The organism is Rubritalea sp., from assembly GCF_051252225.1.
GTDB lineage: Bacteria > Verrucomicrobiota > Verrucomicrobiia > Verrucomicrobiales > Akkermansiaceae > Rubritalea.
Genome location: NZ_JBPOGE010000003.1, coordinates 270,318 through 297,296 on the forward strand (window position 1 = coordinate 270,318; position 26,979 = coordinate 297,296).

The following is a 26,979-nucleotide window of genomic DNA, read 5'->3' on the forward strand; positions in this document are numbered from 1 at the left end:
AACAGTCAACAACCATGAAGACCACAATAAGATATCATCCAATTATACATTACACTAACATTAAGCACTTCCAGGAATCCTTATATGTTTAGCTCTTTTCTTTCATTAAGCGCCGACAACGAGAGCAGGTGACATTTTTGACAAACTTCTTGAACATCCTCTTTTAAAGGGCACAAGGGGCTCCACACCCAAAAGAATAATGCCCTACAAAATTCTCCACTCTCTACTTTGGCTTAGCGGCTTACTTTTTGGCGTCCTGCCATTTTTCATGCATCACAGCTATGGAGAAATTTCCCCCTACCTAGGAGAAAACAATTTCGGTACGCATGTACTCATCGTGCTCATTTCAGCCGCTATAGGCTCCACTATCTGGGGAGGGCTATCACGCTGGCTCAGCTCTGGAGACTTCATCCAACACAAAGCTAAAACTTGGATGCTCACCTCACTGTTCGGTTTGTGGGTCATCATCGCCCTTGGCTATTTCGGCATTCTCTCTAGTTGGGCGTACCTCCTCGTGGCTGCCACGCTATTAGCCATTGTACTCTTCGGCGCGATCCGTATTTCTCACCACCCAGCCCCCAAACGCACCGAACTATCCAAGATTTGGCAATGGCTCAAGCACCCACAAGCATCGAACGGTCCCTTTTTCCTAGCGCTCTACTCCCTTCTAGCCTGGCACAACATCACTCTGATAAACGCCATGCAAGAGCTCGAACCGATGCATAAGTTCAGCCTCATCATCAACCGCATGTGCACACAACTTGCACTGACTGGAATCCTCTATTTTATCATCCAGCTTTCGATTGAAAACGGCCCGCGGTGGAGTCGCCCATGGATTTGGGCCATCATCTCCATCGCCCCTATCACAATAGTACTCGATCTGGTGATGCACAGTTTCTGGAACCAAACTTTCCTATTCTTCCTCAATAACTTAGGGACAGATGGGATACTCAACTTCGACCGTGAACTTAGAGGCGGCGGTGTAGACCTCAGCATTGTAAGCCTCCTCGGCATCATCAGTGGGACTATTCTACTCTTCTGCGGTATTACCTATTTGTGCTCAAAACTTGGCAGCAAGTGGAAATTCGCGCCCATGTGGATGAGTTTACTCATCGTCCTAGGATTCACCGGCGCCACCATCGAGCAAGCAATTGGGATGAGCTGGAAATCGCGTCGCAATTGGATGCAAGAATACCAGGAATTCGGCCTCCAGCTCTCCCCGATACGTCCGGAAAATGGAGTTGCCCATTTTGATGTCGAGTTCAGACAGCACCATTGGCAGACACAACACGAATCCATAGAATTTAAGCATAAGCCTGACATCTACCTCATCTTCATTGAATCATTCAGACAGGATGCCTTACTCTCTGAGATCACGCCCTTCCTCTACGAATTTGCTCAAAATGAAGCCCAGCCTATTGACCACACATGGACTGCGTCCAATGGCACTCATCTCAGCTGGTTCAGCACCTTCACCAGCCGCGTGGCTACAGCGCGCGAGCACAGTCGCGATGTTGCCCATGCCAAGCAATGGCCAGGCCTCGACGTCTTTCATCTCCTCAAAAACTCGGGCTACGACCTCCAAATCCACACAGCAAAGAGCCTAGAATTTCGCGACATGGGCTGCCATTTCATAGGCTACGGAAAAACGCCATTCAGCGTGATACGTGAATGCGTCGAAGGAGATGCTACCTTTGGACTGAGCTACCCGGAACGTGAAGTGATAGTATTTGAAGACCTCAAAAAACAGATCAGCGAACAAACTCCAGGCGGTCATTTTACTATTAGCACAATCGACTCACCGCACTTCAAATACAGCTGGCACCCTGATTTTGATATTCCATTTCCAGATTACTACGAACACGCTTTTTTCCCATCTTCTCCCACAGAAGAAGACACGCGCTTGATTAAAAATCAGTACTTCAACGCTCTCGCTTGGGGTGATCATCTAGCCAAAGACTTCTGCGAACACCTCAAAAAAATAGGTAAATACGATGACTCTATAGTGATTTTCATGGGAGATCACGGAGAAGAGTTTCAAGAGCACGGTGGCTGGCTCCACGTTTCCTCGCTGGAAGACGAACAAGTACAGTCTCCGATGCTAATTAAATGGCCCAAAAGCATGGGACGTGGCCCAGAAATATCCGAGGCAAACCACCTCGACCTCATGCCCAGCCTCTTCGAATACCTCCACGGAGGCAGTCTCCCCATTGACACCGCTGGAGTATCTCTTCTTAGCCAGCAAGAGCCACACACATCCATATCAACCACAGCACAAGGCGGACTCACGAAGGAAGCCATGCTCCTCACTCGCGATGGCTTCAAAGCTTATTTCACATGGCCTCAGTATTTTAATGGTCGCCAAAGCGACACTCTCACTCTCACCCGTTTCGTGGGTCCACATGGCGATATCATACTCGATTCTCCGGAAGACTACGCCAATGCTCTTGAGGAATTTTTTCCTGATGGGATTACTCGCTTCTTCACCAAGTTTGAGTTAACCCCCAAGTAAAAAAGCCCCCTGCTTCTAACGAAACAGAGGACTGCTCATTACTACATGATTTTTAGAGGTCATATCCGGTGAAGAACTAAAGCTAAACTCGTCAAGCTAGGCTCTGCCTCCTGCCTAGGCATAGCAATAGTCGGGATCTCACCTGGTCGAGTAGAACTAGATTGCTCGATAACAAGCCGGTCTGCCCCCCCTGCTTGGTTTTCTTCAACGTCTATTACATCTGACGCTAATCGTTCATACTTGGGGGGACCCATGGTTTGGGCCGTGACTCTATAAGGGGATTTTAGTCTCATCATCTAATTCTGTGTGGCTGCTTCATCACCGCGACCCCTAAGGTCCTTCATCCTAAAAAAACGGCTCTGAAAGTAGTATTACAAAATACACATCTTCAAAAGATACGTACAATCGTGAATCCAAGTATTGCTAACTGTTAGCCCACTTTCCGTTGTGCCAGCAAAGAAAAAGCCCCCGCAACGTAAGCATGAGGGTTGATCAAATTTACTTAAGAATCATTTCCTATTTCGAAAACTTAAGCCTAATCAGAGTAAACCCACCATCGCAGCAATAGACGGTTCGGGAATCGGAATAAGCATTTCCGGAGACATTTTTTGAAGTGGTGCATTAATCACCTACTGGTCACTAGCCATTGCCGCCGCGGCTGAAATAGCCATCGCGCAAATATAACTCACACCCCTGATGACATAAGGGATTTGATATTCATATTCTTGTGTATTCTTTCTAATGAGCTGAGAACCACGCAGCTATCCGCTCCGCCGATTTCGGCCCAATACCGCTCACTTGCTGAAGCTCCCGTTCACTCGCTTTCTTGACCTCAGTGATCGACCCAAAATGCGTCAACAATGCCCGCTTACGCAGCTCAGACATCCCTGGGACATCATCTAATAAGCTCTCGCTCATTCGCTTCCTTAGCAATAATTCATTATAATTATTGGCGTATCGGTGCGCTTCGTCACGGATCCGCTGCATCAGCTTTAGAGACCCTTGGCTGTGGTCGATCCGTAATGATTCACTCTCCCCTGGAAAGAAAATCTCCTCATGCTGCTTTGCTAAACCAACGATGGGAAGCTCACCTAAGCCTAAAACCTTCAGCTCTGCATAGGCGGCTGAAAGCTGACCTTTACCACCATCAACAATTACTAAGTCAGGCAAACGTATGGGCGCCAGTCCCTCATCACCTAGACGGTGCAGCGCTTGAACAAGTGGCTCTTGATTACTTTCGAAAAAATCTTGATTGGCCTTCTGTGCTTCCATCACGATCCGACTATAACGCCTACGCACCACCTCCGCCATACTTGCGAAATCATCCTGAGTAGTGACCGTCTTCATCCGGTAACGCCTGTAGTTCTGATTATCCGGAGCTCCCTCAAGAAAACGCACCATAGACGCCACAATGTGGGTACTACTCACATTTGAAATATCAAAACACTCCATCACCACAGGAGCCCTAGCCAATCCTAAGTAATCGCCTAGTTCCGCTAAATCCTCTACAGGCTTTACCGTCGTCGGCACCCCCCTACCGCGTGAAAACTGCCGTGCAGGACTGAGCGTTTTCTCCAGGTTTTGAATCACATCGCGTAAGCTTGCGGCTTTTTCAAAATCCATTTTCTCCGCCGCCGTCTGCATCTGCTCCCGTAAATCAGAAAAACGAGAGCGCTTCCCTTTACCGTCCAGAAAATCCACAGCCTCCATCACCCTTGCACGATACTCCTCAATGCTCACTTTCCCAACACAGGGCGCAGAACAGTTGGCTATCACATCGGCATGACAATGCTTATACTCGTGCGCCCCTGGAGATTTTTGACCGCATGTCCTCAGGCCAAACTCATTATTTAACCACTCTAGAGTAGCCTTCAACGCACCTGAATGCACAAACGGGCCAAAGTATTTCGCCCCATCTTCCTTACGAAGCCGCGTCAGCTCAAACTTCGGCAACTCCAAGCGCAGTTGCACCTTCACCAGCCAAAATCGTTTATCGTCGCGCAAACTGACATTATACCGCGGCCGATATTGCTTAATCAGTTTACTCTCTAGAATCAGCGCTTCTTCTTCGTTTCTTACCGCGTGAGTCTCAAAACCCCAGATCGACTCGATCAATGACCGTGTCTTTAAGTCAGCCTTCACCTTGCGCGACGGCATAAAATAACTCGAGAGCCGCTTCTTCAAGTTCTTCGCCTTCCCCACATAGATTGTGTTCCCGATACGGTCTTTCATCAGATAGACTCCCGGCTCGGTAGTCATCTGGCGCATGCGCTCACGAAAATTTGGCTTCTTATCCATCATCTCACCTCTCACGAAAGACAGCATCTCCCGTGAACGTATACTCAGCATACAGCCAACTGAAATTTGGGCAACTGGTGAAATGTGAAGTCTCATCCGCTAAGTTCCTCAGCCACTCACATAAACTATCCAGCCACTCACATAAACTATCCAGCCACTCACATAAACTATCCAGCAACTTGCTTTCAAACTCATCCAGGGAATTACCCACTACTCTCGAAATACTCTGGCGCTGTGGGTAAGCCCGCACTTGCACCAACCGTAAGCCTCGCTACACTCCACACATAATGATGAAGTACATTTTCACTTTTCTCAGCCTCCTTACCATCAGCGCACAAGCGCAGGAGGCAGCCCCGAAAGCCCCAGTCGAACTCGACGTCTACGACCTAGTCGTCGATAAGGGCGGTATTGTCATGTACCCATTGGCACTGATTTCGATCATGACATTGGTTCTAGTCTTTTTCTACTTCATTACCATCCGTCGTAACTCTGTGGTCAGTGACCGCTTCATGAGTCAAGCAGAGGCCATGATCCGTAAACGCGACTACCTCGGTCTCGTAGCACAGTGCCACCGCGAGAATAAATCCATTTCACGCGTTGCCGAAAAATCCCTCGATTTCATGACCCAAAACTCTGGGGTCTCTTTTAAAGAAGTGCGTGAAGTCGCTGAAGCCGAAGGCTCCCGCCAGGCTGGCATCCTCACCCAGCGTATCTCCTACCTTTCAGACATTGGTGCCATCGCGCCCATGATCGGCCTACTCGGCACCGTCATCGGCATGATCAAATCATTCTATCAGATCTCAGCCGGCAACTTCGAAGGTGTGAAACAAATGGAACTCGCGGGCGGCGTGTCAGAAGCTCTCATCACCACGGCATCCGGCCTTGTCATCGGCATCGTAGCACTCATCTTCTACTCAATTTTCCGAGGCCGAGTACAAAAATATATTGCCGAGCTCGAAGCTGCATCTACCCACCTCATGGCTATTCTTTCTGCTCAATACAATAAAGGGAGAGGTGCCACACCGACACCTGTTTATGCCGACACTGAAGCTCAGACCGGCACTGTAGAAGAAGAGTTCGCTTTTACTAGCCGCCAAGGACAATCCGTACCTTCACCTATCGATGCCACTCGTCCAGACGTTGAAGGCATTTAAACTCGCTTACAGCAGTTCACATTTCCCACAGAAGAAATGAAATTTCGTAACAACCAGCCGCCTCCAGCAGGCTTTCAGCTCGCGCCGATGATCGACGTGGTCTTCTTACTGTTGATTTTCTTCATCGTCACCTACCAGCTCTCCGACTACGAGACCGAGCTAGAAGTCAGCGTCCCCACTGCCGAAGAAGGCGCCACCTCCACTCGTGGATACCTTGAAGAGCTCGTTAATATTCGCAGCGATGGCACCATCGTGATGGAGAAAACCATCTACACACTCGATGAACTCCAGGCTAAAATGGAGCGACTCGCTCGCGTGAATAAAAACCAACCCATTCGTATCCGAGGCGATGCCGACACCAGATACCAAGCTATCGTGAATGTCATTGATCGCTGCCGTAAAGCTGGCATTTGGAACGTCTCCTTCGCCACCCAAAAGCCTCAACCAGAGCGGTAGAACACTTGCTTTCAGGCTCATTTTCGCACTTCACACTTTCCACATCTCACTCCACACTCCGTCCTATGCGCGCACTTTTTCTCGGTCTCGGTATTGCCCTTACCCCAGCCATCGCCTTTTCGCAGCAAGCTCAGCGAACTCTCCAAACGGATCCGGGTAGTGATTACTTCATCCGTGCTCGCCAGCTTTACGACGCAGCAGTCGTAGAACAGGACCAGTTTCAGCAGAAGGCACTCTTCGAGCGCTCCATCCCCATCCTCGAGGACTACCTCCGCGCCTACCCTCGTCACAAACACGCAGAGGCTGCGACATACTACCTCGCTGAATGCTACCACAATACAGGCATGCCGAGGCAAGCAGGCATGATCTACGACCAGATCATCCAGAAGTTCCGTACTGGTCAATACGTCGCGGCAGCCGCTTACCGCCTAGCCTATGAGAACTACAACGCGAAACAATACCAGCGCGCAGCACGTCTCTTTGGTCTCACAGCTGACAACGCCAGCAAACCTGAAGACAAACTGCGCTCCGTCTACTTCCGAGCTCAATGCTACCTCTTACTCAACGATCAAAAACGCGCGCTTCCACTTCTCGAAGAAGTAGCGAACAGCCCGATTGATAGCCCCTACAAAAATCAGGCGAAAATTGCCCAAGCTCACATCCTCCTAGCTGACAAAAAATACGCTGAGGCCCTCCCCATCTATGAAGCCTTCCTCACTCCAAACCAACCTCCCGAACTAGCCGCTGAAACCCACTACCATGCCGGTGTCGCTGCTGCTGCTCTCAAAGAGAACGGCAAAGCAAAGAAGCACTTTAAAGCCACTATCGAAGGCGTGCAGTCTCCTTGGAAATCTAATGCACACATCGCCTTACTTGGCCTCCATTACCAAGAGCGGGATTTTGACGCTGTGCTCAAGCAACTTGATTCCTCCAAAGTAGAGTTAGACAAAGAGCAGCTCGGCAAGCAAGGCGTCATCGTGGGCCAAGTCTATTTCCAAAAGAAAAATTACCCAGAAGCGATTAACTTCTTTCTCGATGTCGAACGCTCTACCCCAGGGAGCGACGCAGCCTTTGAAGCCGCGTATTACAAACTCCTCAGCCTTTATAATATCGATGCTGAGCGCATCCCCAAAATGGTTGACCAGTTTGTCCAAAACTACGCAGTAGGCCGTGGTACCAGTAAGTACATTCACCAAGCGCTTCTCATGAAAGCCGAATCGCTCTACGCAGATAAAGAATATAAAGAAGCTGCAGAGGCCTACAATGCGATCAACCCTAAGTATATCGACGATAAAAACCGCCCATCCATGCTCTATAAAAAAGCATGGTGTCTCGCCGAAACAAACAACTACGAAGGTGCACGAGACGCCTTTGGCGACTTCATCAAACTAGCTCCAGAAGATAAGCGTATCTTCAATGCCTACGCTAAACGAGGTCAAGCCAACATGGAGCTCGGAGACCGAGTCAATGCTCTCCGCGATTTTGATAAAGTAATCAATTCTGCTCCAAAGAGCCAAATCGCAGCCATGGCACTCCAGCTCAGCGCTCGTATTCAGCGCGATGCCAAAAACTACGATGACGTCATCGACCGTCTCGAAAACCTGCTCAAGGATTACCCTAAGCTCGAAGAAAGCACCAAAGCGAACAGCCACTACTGGCTCGGGTCCGCCTATTTTAAACAAGACAATTTCAAAAATGCCATCCCACACTTAGAGGCAGCTAAGCAGATGGATGCCGCAGCCTATGGTAAGCAGACCTCCATGCTGCTAGTCCTAGCCCGCTACACGCTCAAAGATGTGGACGGCCTTAAAAAGGCGCTAGACAGCGCAGAGCGCATCGAACTCAACGACCAGATCCCACTCCCAGTTTACCGATGGCTAGGCAGCCAGCGCTATAAAGCTGGCGATTACGCAGATGCCTCCAAATACCTTGAGAAAGGCTGCGAAAAAGGTGTCCCCCAGAAAACTCCAGCTGTCGTCTGGCGTCTACTCGCAAAATCTCAGCTCAGAACCGGCAACTTTAAGCAAGCCCTCCAGTCAGTCGACAACCTCCTGACCCTAGAAGACGAAGACGCGCGTAAGGTAGAAGCCATGCTCGATAAAACCAACATCCTCATTGGCCTCAAACAGCTTGACGACGCAAAAGCTGTTGGTGAAGAAGCCCTTGCCATGCGTCCCTCTGGCCAATCAAAAGCCGGCTTACTTCTCTCACTCGGTGATACGGCCTACCAACAGAGCAATTTCACTTCCGCAGCAGAACACTATGTTCTCATCGTAGAAAACTTCCCCGAGCTCGGCATATACAAGGCATCCCTCGATAAACTCATCGACTCACTCACCAAGGCCGGAAAAAGCCAAGAAGCCACCGACTACAAAAAAATCCTCCAGCAGAAATACCCCAATCAATAATGCGATTGAGGGACACGGTTTACTCCAATCCAATGCGTAATACCCACTGAGCATTAGAACTCCATTCTCAATCAAAACAAAAAAGCTCACTGTTTCCAGTGAGCTTTTTTTAATAAACATTCTCTTATATAGAAAATGGCATCCCGTAGGGGATTCGAACCCCTATTGCCGCCGTGAAAGGGCGGAGTCCTAACCATTAGACGAACGGGACGCATATGGTTAGTGCTTAGCGCGGGCGCAAAAAACCACACTCCTTCGTTATGCGCAAGATCTTTTTAGGCTTTTTATATTTTTTTTAGAAAACACCTGTTTAGCTAGGGTAGATCGCTCCCACGTAAAACATGATTTGCTGAAAGGTCTTCGTCTTCTACTAAGCCCAGGCTAATCGCTTCATTCATCGGCACGGCCTTAGCTTGGCACACTTTTTGCCACCCATCAAAGTTCCAACGATTCGGAAACCCCTTACACTGAAAAGGCTTCACTGACTGAATTTTACAGCCACCATTCTCCAACATGATGCATTCATGATTATCCTTCTCGATTAGAGAAAGCCCAGTCCTATTCATACGAAGTCGGGTATACTTTTGAATAAAGTCATCCACCTCTAGCTCTAGGAAACCAGCTATGGCATCAATCTCATGGTCTTCCACTCGCACATCCCCTGGCCATTTACAGCAGGCTAAGCAACGATCGCATTGATACCAAATATCCTTCTCCATAGCTCTCGGTAACCACGCTGCATCAAATTGGAAGAGCAAACTTCAGCTCACACCGTCTAGAATAACCACTCACGCTACGATCAGCAGCCTCTACCTCTCGATCCCTAAAGGCTCACGTAACGGTGATTACCTGAAATCTGCTTATAATAGTGGTTCACACGTCCCTGAAACCATGCCCACTTTGCTCCAGGCTTCCCATTATCCATAAGATAGTGCGGACAGTTTTTGTGAGGGGTAGAAAGCCCTTTACGCGCCCAATGATAATGCGGCACGACATTCTTTAGTGGGATGTGGTGTTCATGCATCAAATACGCAGTCAGCTTCGCCGTGCGCTCAATAGTCTCTGAGCGACTATTTCCACGGTTTTCACACATCTCGATGCCTATCGATAAACGGTTTCCCGGACCACTGAAGTCGGCATGCTCCCCCTGCTCATTAGTCGGCAGATGCTGAATAGCCATATCCTGGTCAGTGGTGAAATGCCAGACAAGGTAACCAATACGGTTTCCCCCCTTGCGCTTGTAAGCTCTTAACTTTCCGTTTTTAAGAGCCAACGAATGCCTCCGAGCGTCTGCTCCTGTAGAAAAATTTTGTGTGCTATGGATGGTGATATAACGAGGATTCATCGAGCGGCGATACTGGCGCGCATGAGTACCCTTAGGAATGTAGTCTTTATAAAGATTCACCTCCTTCAGCAAATCATCAGGTCGTTTCTTTGAAGCCCCACTTTCCCCTCCGCTCACGTAAGTCGCTGTAGAGCCTAATTGGGCGTTACCAGAAACGGGCTTTACCATCACCACCTCAGGAGACGGAGATGAGCAGGAAACTAATGCGGCAACGAGGGATAAGATGCTAAGTGGGAGAAGAATAAGGAGAGCGCGCATGATGCTAGACTATTAACACAATTCCTGGAATTTGGCGAGGTGAGTTTCCGGAAAACCGCAATCCTATGCCTCAAGACATGATGTGCTAGGACTGATCTAAGATGACTAATCACCCTCAGTGACAACATATCGACAATCAATTGAGCTGAAGCTCATTACCCCCCTAAAAGCCATGATTCTCAGAAACCAATTTATATTCGAATCATTCGCCAGATACTATGACAGCATTGATATTAATTACTCGATTATACGAAAACGAAACTCTCCCTAATTCTTCCCAGTCATCGGCTGAGCCATTACCATCCAAGTCCATTGGTGTCTTAGTTTCTATAACAGCAGTATAGGTGATTCCATCTTGATCCACCACACTTCCCTCTTGCTGGAGATCCCACACTAATGGGTAATCTTGAATATTATCGTTGGACGGATTTAAATAGGTATCTGAGTAAGCTACAGCAGCTCCCGAAACAGATCCCGTATAAAGAGCGATGCGTGTCTCACTTCTCGGATAAAGCTGCTTCACGGCCCACTCTATATTCGGTAATGAGAAGTAAAGTTCGCCCTGAACTGGCCGATCATTGGCATCAACAGGGTCATCGGCGTAGGCCGTTGGCAACACACGAATACTTACTGCTTCATTTTCTATAAATGTTGTACCCTCAATATTACTCCCATCCCACGAATAATCGGGGACTACATGTGCTTTGTAAATTTCTCGACCACTTACGGAGGTATAGTCAGTGACTCCCACAGACAACTCACTCAAAACTTGAGTGTCAGAATACGACTGTGCTGTCACATCTGCAGAGTCGTCAGTACGGGTCAAAAAAACCTGCCCGGCACCATGCGTGTAGGCAGTGTCAGTCAGCGTCTCTATCTGTACGCTAGAGTCAGACTCATCAGGCACCTCCACATGACGCGTAAGCTTCATATACTTGGTGGCTGGAGGATACTCAGTGAAAGTTACTAAATCCTCCACGACATCCACCCCGTTGGAGGTCTGCTGTAATAGAGAGTCATCACTAATATTCGTGACATCAATAGACACAGTAAATGGGATATCTGCACGTGTAATAGGCTCAGTATAGACGCCTCCAGCATTACTTGCCGTATCTAGCGAAGTCACGGTTATCGCGGCACTTGGCTGCGCCCCAATAATTCTGGAAGCTACAAGCTCAATGTCTCCACTAGAGTTCTCAGCATAGAGCCCGAACCAGAGACCTTTACCAATAGAGTAAGTGGACACCAAGTCCCCTAGTACAGGTTCAGTATCTTGATCTGATATGGTGATGGAATCATGCTGAGTCTGCACCCATTGACTTGGGTCTGCTGGAGCAGAGTTGATTGACTCAATGGTGATTTCTCGCACGAAGGCACTGTAAGTACGCTCAGCAGATGCCGAGGCTACAATCGAGAGGAGCATAAGGCCTGATATTTTTGCTGCTTTCATTAGTTTGCTTTCGCTATGGGTTCAACTGGAGTGAGCTTCAGAGAAATCGGCTCTCCTTTATGCACTGCGATCACTACCTTTCCTAATTTCCTCATCCCTTCGAGCCGAATAGGATCAATGGGAGATTTCCCTGTAGCTTCATTCACACTCACATTCATCCTGTGTACCCAGACACTGTTCTTTATCATGAACTGATCAAAGCTCACATATTGGCTTTCACCGCTTCGAATCAGTTTTTTCTCCATCCCACGCGGGACATGCATCACCGCACTTTTAGGAACCATGGTATAGACCCCTCTATCGTGCAGTATATCCGAAATATTATACACACTGAACACATCCATTTGAGAAGCCTCTGCTCTTACATTCTCTTGAAGAGAACTCCATGAGCTAATGGCCACACCGATTGTTAAAAATAATTTTTTCATCAGATTATTCCTTTAGTAATTATTTTTCATCATCATCCATGAGACTCGCCATATCCTCACCAGAAGTAGTGATATTGATCTTGCCACTTCGCGCCCATTTGGAAGCATTAGCCATCGCGTTTACGTTACCTCCGTCAATAAAGTCTTCGTTGTTACCGAAGCCATTGTTGCCACCAGCTTCGCCCTCATCTCCTGAGTCCAATGAAGCCAGACTCACACCGAATTCGATGGAGGCATTGTCAGAGGATGTCAAAACCTGGGACATTGTTGAGGATTTACGATTAATATAGCCTTCAGGACTTGTACCATCCTCCACATAACTCCCCTCAATCACGATATATGAATAATCTCCTGCGAGTACTTGATCATTAGAAAAGCTTTGCGTTACGGTAATGGTTACAGGCTCATCATTTGCTACAATATCACTGCCGAAACTAAAGTTACCACTCGCGCTATCTTTATAGGAACTTACATTCAATGAAGCTTCACCACTATACTTTTGGCTGCCGTCAGTAGATATTACTACATCCACCTTATTCGTTGATGATACAGATTTCCCTTCAGAGTCGAGGATAGCTCCACTATTCTTAGAAGAACCACCAACTGGAATCCCGCCCTTCAGAACATATTCAATGCCTGTGATTCTATATTCACTGTAAGTACCGCTAGGGTCAGAAGCAGGAGCTACATTTAGCGTTATAGAGTTAGAAGTGGAGGATGACGCTATAAACCGAGCTGAAGCTAGACCTGGGGCAGTGACCAGTAAGTCCGCTTGAGCGGAGCCAGCACATATGGCCACTACAATTGTTGGAAGGATTTTATTTTTCATTGTTTTAGGAGGTTATTAGGGTTTGGAATGATAAATCCTGATCAAATAATTGCTCAATCAAAATTACGCTAATGATCAGTATTACCTAAAAAACAAAATAACTCCACAACGTTCGTAAACTAAAAAACAAAACTTATACTACATATATGTTAGGACATGTGTTTATTTTATTAACTCCCATTAATCACATGTGATATCGAACAAAAAATGCGCCACCCAGAAATGTGAGCAACGCATACAATGAGAGGGTGAACTAGCTTCCACGCTTACTAAGAATAAGCGCCAGCCCTGTCATTCCCAAAAGAGAGAAAACTGGAGGCTCCGGAACAAGTGTGGAATTAGCCGCGAGGTCAGAAGAGTCGGCTCCTTGACCCAGATGAAAGGAGCTAATGGTACTACCTCCATTTAAATCCACTTGCCTTATCACACCACTTCACCACTCATCCACACAAGATGAAAAGCTATGAGACACGGGTGTTAGAATATTAATCTGACAAAAAATGTCACAACGGCTTAACCATTCAACACTCCCCCCACATTTTCATAGACATTGAAGTGCTTCAATCGCCGATTTCAATGCTATTTCTAAATCACCTTTACTTCTCAATCTCTTTAAGTGCGGCAAAGATTTACCCGCTACGCACTTAAAGCGCTCACGCCACACACAGTCACTAGGAAGACCAGACGCACACGACTTGATGCAATCCGCGATCTCGATCTGCACATCTTCGGTCGAAATCTCAATAATCTCGGCCAAATAAGGAAGTGCTACAACCGCGGCAGAATGAGTCCCGTTGCGGCAAAGTAGTCGCCAAACATCGTGACTCGCTTTCATCGCTCTCGCTCTTTTACGAGAAGCCAAATCTTGAAGAACCTTCTCTAAACGATCAGCAGATCCTTCCGAAACATCATAATCCTTCCACTGCACTTCACGCAGCCGCATCCACAATGCTTGAGCCATGGTTACGAGGTAAACTCTCAGCGTCACAAACACAAGAACCGAATCCACGACCGCAACAACCTCCTTAGCATGCGTTAACCATCTCATGTAATATATGTTTCATGCTACATATCTGCTTAGCTCTGATATCTCAGCAGATAGATTTAGCTATGATGACGAATTTAGTGAATTCGCAGGACAAGGTAATATTACAAATGCCTGACTCATTGAAAGCTTAGTCATTCGTGGGACAGGTGACCTGATCTGGATCAATGGCTTGGACTTCGACGTCAATGTCAACGTCGCCCCCGAACCCAACACCTCCACCTTCGGATCTGTTGGCTCGTTAATGAACCTTCGTCGCAGACACAGATACTAAAAATTTGAATTCATGGTACGTTAAATAAAAATAGAGCGGCAGAGTGACCTGACTCGCTATTTTATTTATGGCTAATAGGGCAAATTCCCACTTCACAAACAAGGAGCAGGGTTCCACACTCTGCCCCAGTGAGCGACATCCACAAAGCCTTCATCCTCGGCGCCGGCCTTGGCACCCGACTTCGCCCCCTCACGGAAAGCGTCCCTAAGCCGCTTATTCCCTTTAAGCATGAACCTTTCGCGCACCATGTGCTGCGCCATTGCCAGACTGCAGGCATTGATTCCTTTGCCATCAACACCCATTATCTAGCCCATTGCTGGACTGACACATTCCCAAACAAAAAATTTGGTACATCACCCGTTCAATTCTTTCAGGAAAGTGTACTTTTAGAAACTGGTGGTGGAATCAAAAATATAGAGTCGTGGATCGGCACCGATCCCGTTCTTGTCTACAACGGCGACATACTCACTAACCTGGACCTCAGAGCTCTAATGAAAACACACCAGCAATCTAGCAACATTGCTACTCTCGCTCTCTTTTCAGATGGCCCCACATGTAACGTCGCAGTTGATGGAGATAAGATCACTGACATGCGCCACACTCTGGGTATCCACCCGGGAACGCACCAGTTCACAGGTATTTATATTATCGAGCCAGCCATTCTCGAACTCATCCCTGCCAACGAAAAAATCTCCATTGTTCCAGCCTTTCTTGAACTGGCTAAGCAAGGCAAGCTCGGTGCACACATCGCCGATGGAGCAAGCTGGAAGGATCTGGGGACCCGCGAAGAATATTTTTCAGCCCACTTCAATCAGGTCGATGACACCCCGCAGATTCACCCCAGTGCTCAAATAGCGGCTGACTGCCAAATAGAATCCAGTTTCATTGGCCCAGACTGCCTTATCGAAAAGGGCGCACAAATACGCAATTCCATCATATGGCCTGGAGCTAGAGTCGCCGCAAACTCAGAGCTCAATGACTGCGTCGCCAGGGAATTTGCCACTGGATCCCACAGCCACAAAGACCTGTAAACAGGCGCCTCACTTCCGACATACAGAAAAGTAACAACAAACTACCGCTTGCTTTTCTACGTAGATCTTGACACTTAAATCTCGAAACTTGAATCTCGCACCACTTCAGCCTGCCAACTGAACACTGCTAACTGAAAACTATTTACGACGATGCCTACCGACACCCTCCTCACAGCCACACGCGCCCACCTCAACTTAGAACCGACTCATTCGGTTATTATTGAGCCTATCGTCAAAGGTGGGTCGGGTCGCACCATCGTGCGCATTAAGCCAGCTGGATTCCCTACCTACATAGGTATTTACTACACCCTTGAACGCGCCGACAACGCGAATTACCTACCAGTTTCTAAATTCCTCAAGACAGCAAAGCTCAACGTCCCGGAAGTGCTCTATGACAACACCGGACGCCGTTGTGCATTAATCGAAGACCTCGGTGAAGTAGACTTGCTCTCCCTCAAGAATGAACCTTGGGAAGTCCGCGAGCCGATTTATCGCTCAGCTCTCACGCAGCTCGATAAACTCTTTTACACCCGTGCACCGAAAGACCTCGAATTCCAACCTCAGTTTGATGCTGAACTCTATCGCTGGGAACAAGACTACTTTTATGACAACTTTGCCGAAATCCACCTCGGCATGAGCAGCGGTGAGACAGCAGTACTTCGTAACGATCCTGCCATACTCAAAATGGCAGATTCACTCGGAGCTGCTGCCCGCCACTTGGTTCACCGCGACTTCCAATCACAGAACATCATCGTCAATGATGATAAAGCCTTCCTCATTGATTTCCAAGGTATGCGCCGTGGCCGTCAAGAATACGATCTAGCCTCACTGATCTATGATCCATACATGGAACACAGCGAGGAAGAACGTGAAAAGCTACTCGATCTATGGGAAGATATTTCCGAAGAGCGCCCCATTGATGACATCTTCAAAAAATGTGCGACTCAGCGCTTGCTACAGGCCCTCGGCGCCTATGGAAATCTCGTCTCCAATAAGGGAGAAGAGTGGTTTGCTCAGCACATTCCTCCCGCATGCCGCCTCCTTTCTGGAGTGATTTCCGGCTCAGATGTGGAACATGCCATTCAGCCCGTCCTCGATGTGGCCAAACAAAAATACAACTTCTAGTCTTTGCCGGTTGAAGCAGCTTCGAATATTCCAAGTCTTCCTCTTCCTCATCGCTCTTGGGGTAGGCCTGCTTGGACTTTTTCTATGGCAGCCCAATCACAAGCTCGATTGGGCTGACTCTGTTTTCTCTCCAGCTCAAAATGAAAGCTTCCGCATTGGAGCTAAAATCGAAGATAAAGTACCCGCTGGCTCACGCGACCGCATTACCCGCAAAATAGCCCCCCCCTCGCATACAGCGCTAGAATATGTCTTCTGTGAGATCGATGACGATCCTGAACAAGTAAACGCATTCGGGATCTATCATCCAGCGGATCTAGCTATCACACTGACAAACCTAAAACAGCAAGGCGTTCAACGCCTTTTCATCACCACTCACCTTCATTGGCCCGATAAGGATTTGGAAGAAACGAACACCCTTGCCACGGCAATGAGAGGCCTTGAAAGCGTCGTCGTCACCGCACCATTACGCCGAAACTTTAAAAGTGACCCGATCCCACCTGAATTTCTCAGCGCATCCATTCCTCTCGATCAAGTCATCGGTCAAACCGAGCTAATCCCAGTAGTAAACTCTCTCGCCGTAGCTCCCAATGTTCTATTCCCGGAAAACACCTACGCCGGATTCAGCGAGCTCGAATCAGAACAAGTGAGCGAGAACCCACCACTCCTAGCCCGCTGGGATAAGCGTATCGTATTTTCCTCCACCCTCCTCGCACTCATGCAGCACTGCCGCATCACACCTGACCAGCTGCAAGTACAGCTCGGCTCCTGGATTCGGATTGGCAACACAGGAAATATCATCCCTATCGACCAATTTGGCAGATTCTCACCAGACCCGGATTTTATTAATCCGAAAGAACACTCCCCACCACGCACACTCACCTCAGCACTCAGCGGGGAAGCCAGCATCATCGGCGCGACCCAGACCGAAGCGATCCTCAGCGCTACAGGCAGCAAGTCCTCTCAATTCGAAGCTATCGGAAACCCGTACCAGAAACTTTCTCGACTAGCGTATACCCCCCGCGCCGCTGGCGCAGAAACCCTTCACCGCATTCCTATTTGGCTAGAGTGCATTCTGATTGCCGATATTGCATGTCTCTGCGCCTGGCTCTTGGCCTATCCAGCATGGCGCAGAAATATCGCGTTCGTCATCTCCACTATGGCGATGCTCCTTCTCTTTCTAACTCTCTACCACACGGCCCACTATTGGAGCCCTATCTCTATCTACCTACTCACACTGCTGGCGGGCTGGACACTCAGTATGATCCTAGCTAAACCCGCTCGCAGAGTAATCAACTCGCAACCTTAAACAGACTATGTCCATCGAAGCATACACCGAAAAAGCCGCAACACTCATTGAAGCACTGCCCTACCTGCAGTCATTCCGCGGTCAAACATTTCTCATAAAAATGGGAGGATCAGCTATGGAAAACCCAGAATTGGTGAAAAAGGTCATGCGTGACATCGTCTTCCTTGAGGTAGTTGGCGTAAACCCAGTCGTCGTCCATGGCGGCGGCAAGGCCATTTCTGCTGCGATGAAAAAAGCGGGGCTCGAAGCGAAGTTCGTCGGCGGCTTCCGTGTCACCAGCCCGGAAGCCATCGAGATCGTTGAGAAAACACTGAGTGACACCCTCAACCCTAGACTGGTTGAAATGCTTCGCGAATTTGGAGGGAAAGCTGTTGGAGTCCCCGGAACCGACGTCTTTATCGGAGAGCGCATCAAAGGCACCAACGATGAAGGCGAACGAGTTGATATCGGACGAGTTGGCCAAGTTGTGGGCTCTCAGAAAGAGAAAATGCAGGAAGCACTCAATGCTAATATCGTCCCAGTCATCTCCCCGCTTGCAACTGAGCTCGGCACAGGAAAGCCCCTCAACGTAAATGCAGACCTCGCAGCGGCAGCTCTAGCAAAAGACCTCCGCGCCGCAAAGCTCATCTATCTTTCAGATGTCCCAGGCCTAATGAAGGACCCATCCGACCCAGAAACTCTCATTCCATCAATTAACCCTGAGCAGGCAAGCCAACTCATGGCTGACGGCACGATTTCAGGAGGTATGATTCCTAAGATAAACTCAGCGCTCGACGCCCTCAAGAACGGCGTAGAAAAAGTCCACTTCATCGATGGCCGCCAAGCACACTCACTACTACTTGAAATTTTCACTAAGTCCGGAATCGGTACTGAAATCACAAAGTAAAGAGCTTCACAGCCGCCAAATACCGCGTAAGCACACCTTCATGCCGAGTAACCTCTCGGCATTTTTATTTTTTGTAACTTTTTTCAATCTAACATAAAGCCACTCCTTAATCCTCTGAAATCGATATGAATCAATGAATTGAGACGCATGACTCAAACGAATGATTAGGTGAAATGTTACAAAAAATAGCAGGAATGTTCAAAAAGAACTTGCACAAACAATGATTCCTATGCATGTTTCTTCCACGACACAACGCAAGTTGATCGTCTGGCCAGGACCGGTATTTCGGGGGGAATTTTCCGGTTCTGTGCCTAACTTTACTAATCAAGCCCAATCATGCTGAGTAAATCGCAGATTGGGCTTGATTTCTTTAAAGAAACGAGCTTCTCTCCACACCGGAGGCAAAAGCCTCAACCAAATGAACAACTGACTTATGGAACCATCAAACATCATACCGTTTGAACAACCAAAGCCAGTGAATCGACTTCCAGGAACACCTATGAAAAGCGAACTTGTCGAACAAGCAGCAGAGATCGTCACCGATCCACAAGTCCTCATTAATATAGTATCACAACGCGTACGCCAACTAAACAGCGGCCGCGCACCACTCGTTGATACTCTCCCAAGTATGGGCACAGCAGACATTGCTCTCACCGAAATCATCGAAGGTAAGATCAAAGTTCAAGCTCCGACTGAGCTATAAGTCGTTCTCACCAGCTATCCAGATCGAGAAAAGTACATGAGTGCCGAGATTTCTAAAAACAGAAAAGCCCGTCACGAGTACCATATTCTCGATACTTACGAAGCTGGACTAGAACTCAAAGGCACGGAGGTGAAATCCATCCGTGCCGGAAAAGTCAATATTGCTGACTCCTTCGCTCGTATCGAAAAGGGTCAGCTTTTTCTTTTTGGCTGTGACATCCAGCCATGGGAAACCGCAGGTACTTGGTTCCAGCACCAAACCCGCCGCCCGCGTCGACTCCTCGTTCACAAAGCGGAAATCCTTAAACTTGACCAAGAAACATCGCAGAAAGGGTGCACGCTCATCTGCCTCCGCATGTATTGGCAGAACCGCCGAGTCAAAGTAGAAATTGGCGTAGCCAAAGGCAAAAGCCACGCCGACAAGCGTAATACGCTCAAAGAAAACGTCGAAAATCGCGAAGCCCAACGCGAAATGCAGCGCTTCAACAAGGGCTATTAAGCGTAGGCTGATGAGAAGCTCTAACCTTCTGTTTGATTTCACCACTATTGCTGAGCCAACAAAAAAGCTCCATAAATGCCGGCGTTTTGCCCTAAGGCCGGAGCAACTATGTATTGCTTCACCTCCTCTAACACAGGAAAATACCCGCCAGCTAATTCACGCAGCATAGATTCCACTTTCGCGTGAAACCCCAGAGCCTGTGACACTCCACCGCCTACAATCACTAGGCTTGGACTTGTCACAGCCATGATAGCCTGCACCCCATGCGCTAGATACCAGGCCTCGACATCCCACGCTTTATCGGCAGCGGCTATCTCGTGACCACCTTTTCCCCACCGCGACCTGATTGCAGTTCCAGATGCAAGCCCCTCCAAGCAATCGCCATGAAACGGGCACACACCTTCGAAATCATCTTTAGGATGCTTCGGCACACGAAGGTGCCCGAACTCTGCATGAATCGCCCCGTGAAGCACGCTACCATCCACGACAAAGCCTGCACCCACGCCAGTACCAATTGTGATATACGCCACATTCTCGAGCCCTCTAGCCACCCCTAAGCGAACCTCAGCAAAAACTGCGGCATTCACATCAGTATCGAGTACGATAGACACACCAGTCAAACTAGCCTCTAAATGCGCCACAAGATCATAACCGACCCACCCCACTTTCGGGGTTGTTAAAATCTGACCATAATCAGCGCGCGCTTTGTTTACAGAAACAGGCCCAAAAGCCGCAACACCGAGCCGAGTTACTCGCCCACGCTGCTTCAGCCACTGCGTCGCCACATTCAGCGTCTCTTCTGGATAAGTGGTTGGAAATCTGTACTGCTCAGCTATCGAACCATCGACATCCGCAACAGCAACTACAGTCTTTGTTCCTCCGAGCTCAATGCCTGCTAACATGCCAAATAAGCTACCACACGCATACCAAGTCTGAGAAGCTCTGACTCACCTCACCTACTCTCGACACATTCCCTAGCCCCCTCCAATGCCTCTCGACTACAAGCCAATCGCTACATTTGTGATAACCTCAGGGTAGAGCTTATGCTCAGCAACTTGAATGCGCTCGTGCAATGACTCTGAAGTATCATCAGCCAATACCGGCACACGCACCTGCTTAATAATGGGACCCGTATCCATACCAGCATCCACATAGTGCACTGTGCAGCCACTCTCAGTGGCCCCATCTTTCACCGCCTGCTTCCACGCCATCAGTCCAGGGTACGCCGGCAACAATGATGGATGAATATTAAGAATACGTTGAGGGAAATAATCCAGCATAGGCTGCTTCACTAAGCGCATAAAACCTGCCAGACACACCAGCTCCACACCTGCCTCTTTCAGCCGTTGCGCCGCTTCAGCCTGCTTTTCATCCGGAAACTTAGACATAAACCCACCGCAATCTATCACACCTGCAGGAATCCCCGCCCTCCTTGCTCGCTCGAGAATGTAACCATCAGGGTTATCACTCAAGACGATCACGATTTCAGCATTCAAGGTACCCGCATCGATAGCATCCAGAATCGCCTGCATGTTCGATCCAGATCCAGAACCTAGAACCCCGAGTTTGATAGACCGTGCCATAGTGCGCTGCGTGTGATAAGTCGCTAAAAAAAATGCCAGCCTTATAACAGGCTGGCTTAATGAACAAGTGGTACAGGAAGAGGGATTTGAACCCCCGACCGCCTCGGTGTAAACGAGATGCTCTACCGCTGAGCTATTCCTGCTTTCACTTGTGTCGTGTTGCCTCTCGGCGACGGCGGAAATATGCATAATCTCAGACGGCGCGCAAGAGAAAAAGCATACGTTTTTACAGAAAAAATAAAGCCACATGCTGACAGACCACCCTAAAATTAGCCGCTAGTCATTGATAATCAGAAAACAATCTAGATATACGACCTCATCCACTACTCCTAACATCCCTGCATTTTTGGAACTCTAGTGACTTGCTACATCACACTGATTCCTTATCACTTCTACATGCAGTCCACTGAATTTGATCTCGACGGCGAACACCGTGAAAAAGCGTACTCTATCCTAGCAGGAGTCATCACTCCACGACCCATCGCATGGGTCACCACTAAAAATGAAGACGGCAGTATCAATGCAGCCCCCTTCTCCTTCTTCAACTGCTTCGGCTCTCGTCCGCCTCTCGTAATCTTCGCCCCAGGCAATAAAGAACCTGGAATACCTAAGGACACCGCGCGCAATATACGCCGCGAACGCGAATTCGTTATCCACACAGTCGACGCCTCAGTTATGGAAGCCATGAGCCAAAGCGCGGCCACGCTACCCTACGGCCAAAGCGAAATCGACACAGACACTCTCACCCTCCTCGACTCCTCCAGCATCTCCACACCACGCATAGCTGAAGCTCCAGTCGCCCTCGAATGCACTGAGCACAGTACCATCGAAATAGGATCAAACCGTCTCGTCCTCGGCATCGTACATAAAGTCCACGTCCGCACCGGACTTATGGATCCCACCACTTGCCACATTGATCAAGAATCCTACCACCCTATCGGTCGTATGGCTTCACCTGACTGGTACTGCACCACCGAAAAGCTCTTTGAAATATCCCGTCCATAAGGGATCTTGAATATCAATCTATATAACGCAGACATTAGCCGCAACAGCTCTACTACATCGCGGTCGAACTCGGCATCATTATCCGCTTCTAAACACATTTTCTAAATCATACCGCCAAAGGCGCAGCCATCACAGCTGCGCCTTTTTGCGTTGTAAAGAGAAACAAAAAAGCTCACAACCAAACAACTGTGAGCTTTTAAAATTAGTTTAAAGCTAACTCTAAAACGCGTAATCCACGTAGAAGTTAAACTGACCACCCTTGTCAGCATCAGAGTCAGGAGAACGCACTGGGATCGCATAATCTAGAGCAATTGGCCCAAATGGTAAGTTCATGCGCAGACCAAGACCTGCATCAGATTGGTAATCACTCGCATCAAAATCATAACTATCGAGATTCACAAAGCCAGCATCCGTAAATACTGCGCCTCGAACTGAAGAAATAAGCGGGAAAGTAACCTCCACTGTGACATAGGCAGCAGTATTACCCCCTATCACACCTTCAGTAGCTGGGTCACGCGGTCCAATATCACGGTATTCGAAACCGCGTAGGTTACGCGCACCACCTAGGAATTGGCGATCATAAATAGGTGTAGGACCATCTGAGGTTTCCACCAAATTCATCTCCCCTGCGATTTCTAAAATAGAATCATACCAAAGGTTCCAGTATTTCTGAGCTGCGAACTCTAAAATAAAGGAGTCTGAATCTCCACCGAGCGCTTCAAGAATAGTCGTAGCTCCTGCTTCGAGCTTATGCCCACTCCGTGGAGTCTGCAGCGCATTACGGCTATCATAGACATAACTTAAGCTTAGCGCTGGGCGAGTGAAGCGCCCCCCCACATCCTGGAAGAGAGAGTCCGACGGCACATCATCATCAACATCAACACGGATCTTCTCGTAGCGCAGCGAAGCATTCAGATAAGAACGATTACCAAGTGGCTTACGCAGTGAAATAGCTGCACCTACATTACGCTGATCATAGTAATCAGAAAGATTTTGAGCACCAAGATAGAAAATCTCTGTACCTAGTGACAGACGTCGACCTAAGAACCATGGTTCAGTAAGAGAAAGGCTGAAATCCTGAGTTTCAGTACCAAGGCGAAGGTTTAAGCTCATGCGCTGCCCACCACCACGGAATTTCCAAGGATTAGTTATATCAAAGTTAGTTTCCTCTACTGTAACGTAACCCACTATATTATCAATAGAACTGAAACCAAGACCAAAACTAAGCTGACCAGTCTGCTTCTCTTCAACCAACACATTGATATCCCGGTAGCCATCTTGATCAGATGGAGCCCCTTCCGTCACTACGTTTGAGAAATAGTTAAGCCCCTCGAGACGCTTGCGAGTCGTCTCCACATCGACTGTATTAAAGTTATCACCAGGCTTAAGAGGGATTTCACGGCGAATTACCTTATCCTTCGTCTTATTGTTCCCTTCGATAGTGACACGCCCAACTTTATAAGGACGACCCTCTGAAACTGAATACACGATGTTCACTGTATTCCCACTCGCGTATTGGATATCTGGATCCACATTGGCATCAGCGTAGCCGCGTGAACCGTAATAGCTACGGATAGTGCGAATGTCCGCACGCATTTTGCTAGAAGAAAACGTATCTCCATCATTCAGAGTCATTACAGGCATCAGATCTTCCGGAGCAAATACCTTCATGCCGTTCGCGAAGCTAACCTGATTGATGGAATACTGAACACCTTCATAAACATCCATCTCCAGCTCAATCTTATCCTTACCTTTACTACTAAAGAGTCTCGACTCACTTCCTCCCTCTTCTCTCATCATACGCTTAAAGCCTGATGTCTGAGCCTTCAAATAACCCTTATTCCGGTAGAAATCGATAATGCGATCCTCATCACCTTCCAACGCACCAGCCTCGATACGACCAGACTTCGTGATAAAGGACAGGATATCCTTCTTCTTAGTCTCCATCTCCCTGCGTAAGTCGGCATCAGAAAAAGCATTGTTCCCGTTAAATTTGATATCTTCCACCACAATGGCGTCACCCTCCTGAATCACAAAAATCACATCGCTAAATCCTGTGCGGTTTGTTTTCTGAAGTCGGTAAGACACATTCACATCTGAATAACCATAGCCTTGGTAGTATTCTTCAATTTTTTTGCGAGCCTCGTATATAGCCACATCATTGATTGGTAAGCCAGGATTCAGCTCGGTTTGCTTCGCCAGTTTTCCGTCTGAAAACTTAGCATTCCCAGCAAATCCAACACCCGCTAGAGCTGGTCGAGTCTCAACCTTCACTATGAGGTTCATCCCAGAGCCTTGCTCTTCACCAGACATTGTCACATCATCAACTAAACCAGAATTCACGAGCGAACGGATATCATCATCTAGCTTTTCAGCACTAAACTTTTGACCAGCCTTGACTGACATCAAATTACGAATCCGTGCCTCATCTACTGTTTTTGCACCAGCATAGCGCACTTGCACGGAATTGATCTTCTTGTCGGTGAAATCTTGCGCGAGCGCAATCGAAGCCACGCCAAGCAATATGGCGGTACAACTCCTAAGTAAGGCCCGGAAAGACGAATGAACTTTGGTCATTGTTGAGTAGTTAGTTAAGTTAGAAAATCTGAAAATTTCAGACGGGGGATAACAACCCCTCCCTCGCGGAAGGTCAAGGCGAATCACTGTCTCCAAACCGCCTAGAAACACATAAATCTAAAAAAAAGACATTTCATGCCACTTTCACCTTGCACCGCACGCTATAGCATGATTCTTTGCGCCCGCGCTCAGCGCAACCATTAAGCGTCCCGTTCGTCTAATGGTTAGGACTCCGCCCTTTCACGGCGGCAATAGGGGTTCGAATCCCCTACGGGATGCCATTTCTTTTCTAAGAAATGTAATTAACAAAAAGCTCATCAGCAATGATGAGCTTTTTTGCGTTTGGAGATGAGAATGCAGTTCGACTGCCCAGCGTGCCTCACGCGACCTCTTTTCATTTTGCAGCGGGCAAAATGCAACATGTAGACCCTGAGCGGAGCGAAGATAATCCCCTACGGGATGCCATCTATACACACAAAGCCAGGCCTTAGGGTCTGGCTTTTGTTTTTGTTATCACTAGCGGAGCGCATATAATACCAAACTGAGTTCCAAAAGAGACAAATGTGATTTTAATGAAGCTTGGGGAATAGCGGGTTGCGGAAGAAGTGAGGGCTGGGCGCTATCCTGTTAAATCTGTGTTATTCCTCAGTTACGGTGCTCGTATAAAAAGGTGAATCGAACCGTTCAACCTATATTCAGGAGCTACTGTTTTTAGGTTCATCAGAGCCTCACGACCTCCCATTCAGTTCGGAGTGGAGACTCACTCCATCGCAAACTCTCCTTAAATGTAATCAGAGCGCATCCGCTGACTATCGGTGGAGGCGACTTGATCGTGGATCGCACGCATCATTTTGCGGCGATGCTCAACCGCCATCTTGAATGCCTGCTCCTCGCCGTATTTTTCATTCTCGCTTAGACTACTCTGTGGTGAACTCTTCTGTGAAGAATAGCGTTGGTTCTGCTAGAAGTTCGTTGGTTAATTGGATGGTGACTTGGTCTTGCACGCCGTTGTTGTTTGTTTGGACGTGTGTGTAATCGACGTTTTCAACCATTGGGCTCCAAGTGCTTAGATCGGTGGATTTTTTGAAGGTTGAGCGCACGTCGGCTGCGTAGGCTCGACTGTTGAAGGTGAGTCGGTCCCCGATGAGTTTAGTGCCGCTGTTTGAGTCGGCTATGGTCGTGGGATCGACGCCCATCGCGTAGTCTAGGTAGTTGGAGAGGCCATTGCCGTTGGCGTCGTCGTTCGCATTGAGTGCGGGGAAGTCGTTGGCGAAGGTGGTGTAGGCGCCTTCGTAGGCACCGAGGTCGATGGTGCCTACGAAGCGCGTGTTGCCGACAAGATCGTAGGTTGTAGTGTTTGTGCTGAACCCGCTGATGCCGTCACCTGCGTTGATTGCAGGAGAGCCGGTTCTCAGGCGCAGGTCTCCTGCAGTGGTGGGGGCTAAGCTTGGGTCAACATCAAGGATGAAGAGTGGATTGTTGCCCGGGTCGGTTCCATCGAAATTATTCCCAGAAGCTGAGAGGTCAATATTCTGAATCAGGCAGTAGCCGTAGCTGGGGGCAGAGGCGTCGCTGTAGTTTATAACCGAGGCCGAGTTGGTGTCGCCGCTGCCGGATGCTTGGTTGTTCCAGATGATACAGTTGGTGAGCGTTGGTGAGGAGTAGGTGCGATTATAAATCGCCCCGCCGTCGTAGTCTGCCGAATTTCCTGAGAGAGAGCAGTTATTTAGTGTTGGTGAGGAGTAGGTGCGATTATAAATCGCCCCGCCGTCGTAGTCTGCCGAATTTCCTGAGAGAGAGCAGTTATT

At 48.3% G+C, this 26,979-nt stretch carries 22 protein-coding genes and 3 tRNA genes; 12 read left to right on the forward strand and 13 right to left on the reverse strand.

Annotation, left to right across the window (positions count from 1 at the left end):
• Positions 1–199: 199 nt before the first annotated feature.
• A complete protein-coding gene (locus ACSHX2_RS05280; protein WP_435691296.1) occupies positions 200–2,512 on the forward strand; it encodes a sulfatase-like hydrolase/transferase in 2,313 nt (770 codons plus the stop codon).
• A gap of 738 nt (positions 2,513–3,250) precedes the next feature.
• Here ACSHX2_RS05280 and ACSHX2_RS05285 read toward each other — a convergent pair.
• Positions 3,251–4,906 carry an excinuclease ABC subunit UvrC gene (locus ACSHX2_RS05285; RefSeq protein WP_435691298.1) on the reverse strand — a complete coding sequence of 552 codons (1,656 nt, stop codon included), beginning with the start codon at positions 4,904–4,906 and terminating at the stop codon, positions 3,251–3,253.
• 191 nt (positions 4,907–5,097) lie between these two features.
• On the opposite strand from ACSHX2_RS05285, the gene ACSHX2_RS05290 reads away from it, so the two are divergent.
• The 3 genes from ACSHX2_RS05290 to ACSHX2_RS05300 all read left to right on the forward strand — a co-directional run bounded on the left by ACSHX2_RS05290 (position 5,098) and on the right by ACSHX2_RS05300 (position 8,828).
• Entirely contained in the window at positions 5,098–5,964 is an 867-nt protein-coding gene (locus ACSHX2_RS05290; RefSeq protein ID WP_435691300.1) for a MotA/TolQ/ExbB proton channel family protein, read from the forward strand.
• 36 nt (positions 5,965–6,000) lie between these two features.
• A complete protein-coding gene (locus ACSHX2_RS05295) occupies positions 6,001–6,420 on the forward strand; it encodes an ExbD/TolR family protein (RefSeq protein WP_435691302.1) in 420 nt (139 codons plus the stop codon).
• A gap of 65 nt (positions 6,421–6,485) precedes the next feature.
• Positions 6,486–8,828 (forward strand): tetratricopeptide repeat protein, encoded by a 2,343-nt coding sequence (locus ACSHX2_RS05300; protein WP_435691303.1) that lies wholly within the window; start codon positions 6,486–6,488, stop codon positions 8,826–8,828.
• Between the two features lie 136 nt (positions 8,829–8,964).
• On the opposite strand, the gene ACSHX2_RS05305 is transcribed toward ACSHX2_RS05300, so the two are convergent.
• From ACSHX2_RS05305 to ACSHX2_RS05335, 7 genes are all read right to left on the reverse strand, one after another.
• A tRNA-Glu gene (locus ACSHX2_RS05305) sits at positions 8,965–9,039 on the reverse strand.
• Between the two features lie 103 nt (positions 9,040–9,142).
• Positions 9,143–9,586: a YkgJ family cysteine cluster protein gene (locus tag ACSHX2_RS05310; RefSeq protein ID WP_435691305.1), complete on the reverse strand. Its 444-nt coding sequence runs from the start codon at positions 9,584–9,586 to the stop codon at positions 9,143–9,145.
• Between the two features lie 65 nt (positions 9,587–9,651).
• On the reverse strand, positions 9,652–10,431 hold the full coding sequence (locus ACSHX2_RS05315; RefSeq protein WP_435691307.1) for a peptidoglycan recognition protein family protein: 780 nt from the start codon (positions 10,429–10,431) through the stop codon (positions 9,652–9,654).
• A 202-nt stretch (positions 10,432–10,633) separates the two neighbouring features.
• A complete protein-coding gene (locus ACSHX2_RS05320) occupies positions 10,634–11,881 on the reverse strand; it encodes a hypothetical protein (RefSeq protein WP_435691309.1) in 1,248 nt (415 codons plus the stop codon).
• A complete protein-coding gene (locus ACSHX2_RS05325; RefSeq protein WP_435691311.1) occupies positions 11,881–12,309 on the reverse strand; it encodes a hypothetical protein in 429 nt (142 codons plus the stop codon). The genes ACSHX2_RS05320 and ACSHX2_RS05325 overlap by 1 nt, the downstream gene beginning before the upstream one ends.
• Positions 12,310–12,328: 19 nt before the next feature.
• The gene (locus tag ACSHX2_RS05330; protein WP_435691313.1) at positions 12,329–13,138 is read right to left on the reverse strand and encodes a hypothetical protein; all 810 of its coding nucleotides are present in this window, start codon (positions 13,136–13,138) and stop codon (positions 12,329–12,331) included.
• A gap of 541 nt (positions 13,139–13,679) precedes the next feature.
• Entirely contained in the window at positions 13,680–14,186 is a 507-nt protein-coding gene (locus tag ACSHX2_RS05335; protein ID WP_435691314.1) for a hypothetical protein, read from the reverse strand.
• A 399-nt stretch (positions 14,187–14,585) separates the two neighbouring features.
• Here ACSHX2_RS05335 and ACSHX2_RS05340 point away from each other — a divergent pair, with 399 nt between their 5' ends.
• From ACSHX2_RS05340 to smpB, 6 genes are all read left to right on the forward strand, one after another.
• A complete protein-coding gene (locus ACSHX2_RS05340; RefSeq protein ID WP_435691316.1) occupies positions 14,586–15,488 on the forward strand; it encodes a sugar phosphate nucleotidyltransferase in 903 nt (300 codons plus the stop codon).
• 150 nt (positions 15,489–15,638) lie between these two features.
• Positions 15,639–16,613, forward strand: a complete 975-nt coding sequence (locus tag ACSHX2_RS05345; RefSeq protein ID WP_435691318.1) for an aminoglycoside phosphotransferase family protein — start codon at positions 15,639–15,641, stop codon at positions 16,611–16,613.
• A gap of 10 nt (positions 16,614–16,623) precedes the next feature.
• Complete coding sequence (locus tag ACSHX2_RS05350) at positions 16,624–17,919, forward strand: hypothetical protein (RefSeq protein ID WP_435691320.1); 1,296 nt, start codon at positions 16,624–16,626, stop codon at positions 17,917–17,919.
• A 7-nt stretch (positions 17,920–17,926) separates the two neighbouring features.
• Positions 17,927–18,805 (forward strand): acetylglutamate kinase, encoded by an 879-nt coding sequence (gene argB, locus ACSHX2_RS05355; protein ID WP_435691322.1) that lies wholly within the window; start codon positions 17,927–17,929, stop codon positions 18,803–18,805.
• Positions 18,806–19,238: 433 nt separating this feature from the next.
• The gene (locus ACSHX2_RS05360; RefSeq protein WP_435691324.1) at positions 19,239–19,508 is read left to right on the forward strand and encodes a DNA-directed RNA polymerase subunit omega; all 270 of its coding nucleotides are present in this window, start codon (positions 19,239–19,241) and stop codon (positions 19,506–19,508) included.
• A 36-nt stretch (positions 19,509–19,544) separates the two neighbouring features.
• Positions 19,545–20,006: an SsrA-binding protein SmpB gene (gene smpB / locus ACSHX2_RS05365; protein WP_435691326.1), complete on the forward strand. Its 462-nt coding sequence runs from the start codon at positions 19,545–19,547 to the stop codon at positions 20,004–20,006.
• A gap of 44 nt (positions 20,007–20,050) precedes the next feature.
• Here smpB and ACSHX2_RS05370 read toward each other — a convergent pair whose 3' ends face one another.
• The 3 genes from ACSHX2_RS05370 to ACSHX2_RS05380 form a co-directional block, all read right to left on the reverse strand.
• On the reverse strand, positions 20,051–20,908 hold the full coding sequence (locus ACSHX2_RS05370; protein ID WP_435691328.1) for an ROK family protein: 858 nt from the start codon (positions 20,906–20,908) through the stop codon (positions 20,051–20,053).
• A 96-nt stretch (positions 20,909–21,004) separates the two neighbouring features.
• On the reverse strand, positions 21,005–21,589 hold the full coding sequence (gene purN, locus ACSHX2_RS05375) for a phosphoribosylglycinamide formyltransferase (protein WP_435691329.1): 585 nt from the start codon (positions 21,587–21,589) through the stop codon (positions 21,005–21,007).
• 68 nt (positions 21,590–21,657) lie between these two features.
• Positions 21,658–21,732 (reverse strand) — tRNA-Val (locus ACSHX2_RS05380).
• A 253-nt stretch (positions 21,733–21,985) separates the two neighbouring features.
• Here ACSHX2_RS05380 and ACSHX2_RS05385 point away from each other — a divergent pair.
• On the forward strand, positions 21,986–22,594 hold the full coding sequence (locus ACSHX2_RS05385) for a flavin reductase family protein (protein WP_435691331.1): 609 nt from the start codon (positions 21,986–21,988) through the stop codon (positions 22,592–22,594).
• 219 nt (positions 22,595–22,813) lie between these two features.
• On the opposite strand, the gene bamA is transcribed toward ACSHX2_RS05385, so the two are convergent.
• On the reverse strand, positions 22,814–25,171 hold the full coding sequence (gene bamA / locus ACSHX2_RS05390) for an outer membrane protein assembly factor BamA (RefSeq protein WP_435691333.1): 2,358 nt from the start codon (positions 25,169–25,171) through the stop codon (positions 22,814–22,816).
• Positions 25,172–25,377: 206 nt separating this feature from the next.
• On the opposite strand from bamA, the gene ACSHX2_RS05395 reads away from it, so the two are divergent.
• Positions 25,378–25,452 (forward strand) — tRNA-Glu (locus ACSHX2_RS05395).
• Between the two features lie 636 nt (positions 25,453–26,088).
• Here the strand turns inward: ACSHX2_RS05395 and ACSHX2_RS05400 are convergent.
• Positions 26,089–26,979: choice-of-anchor Q domain-containing protein (locus tag ACSHX2_RS05400; protein ID WP_435691335.1), on the reverse strand; the 891-nt coding region annotated here is incomplete at its 5' end.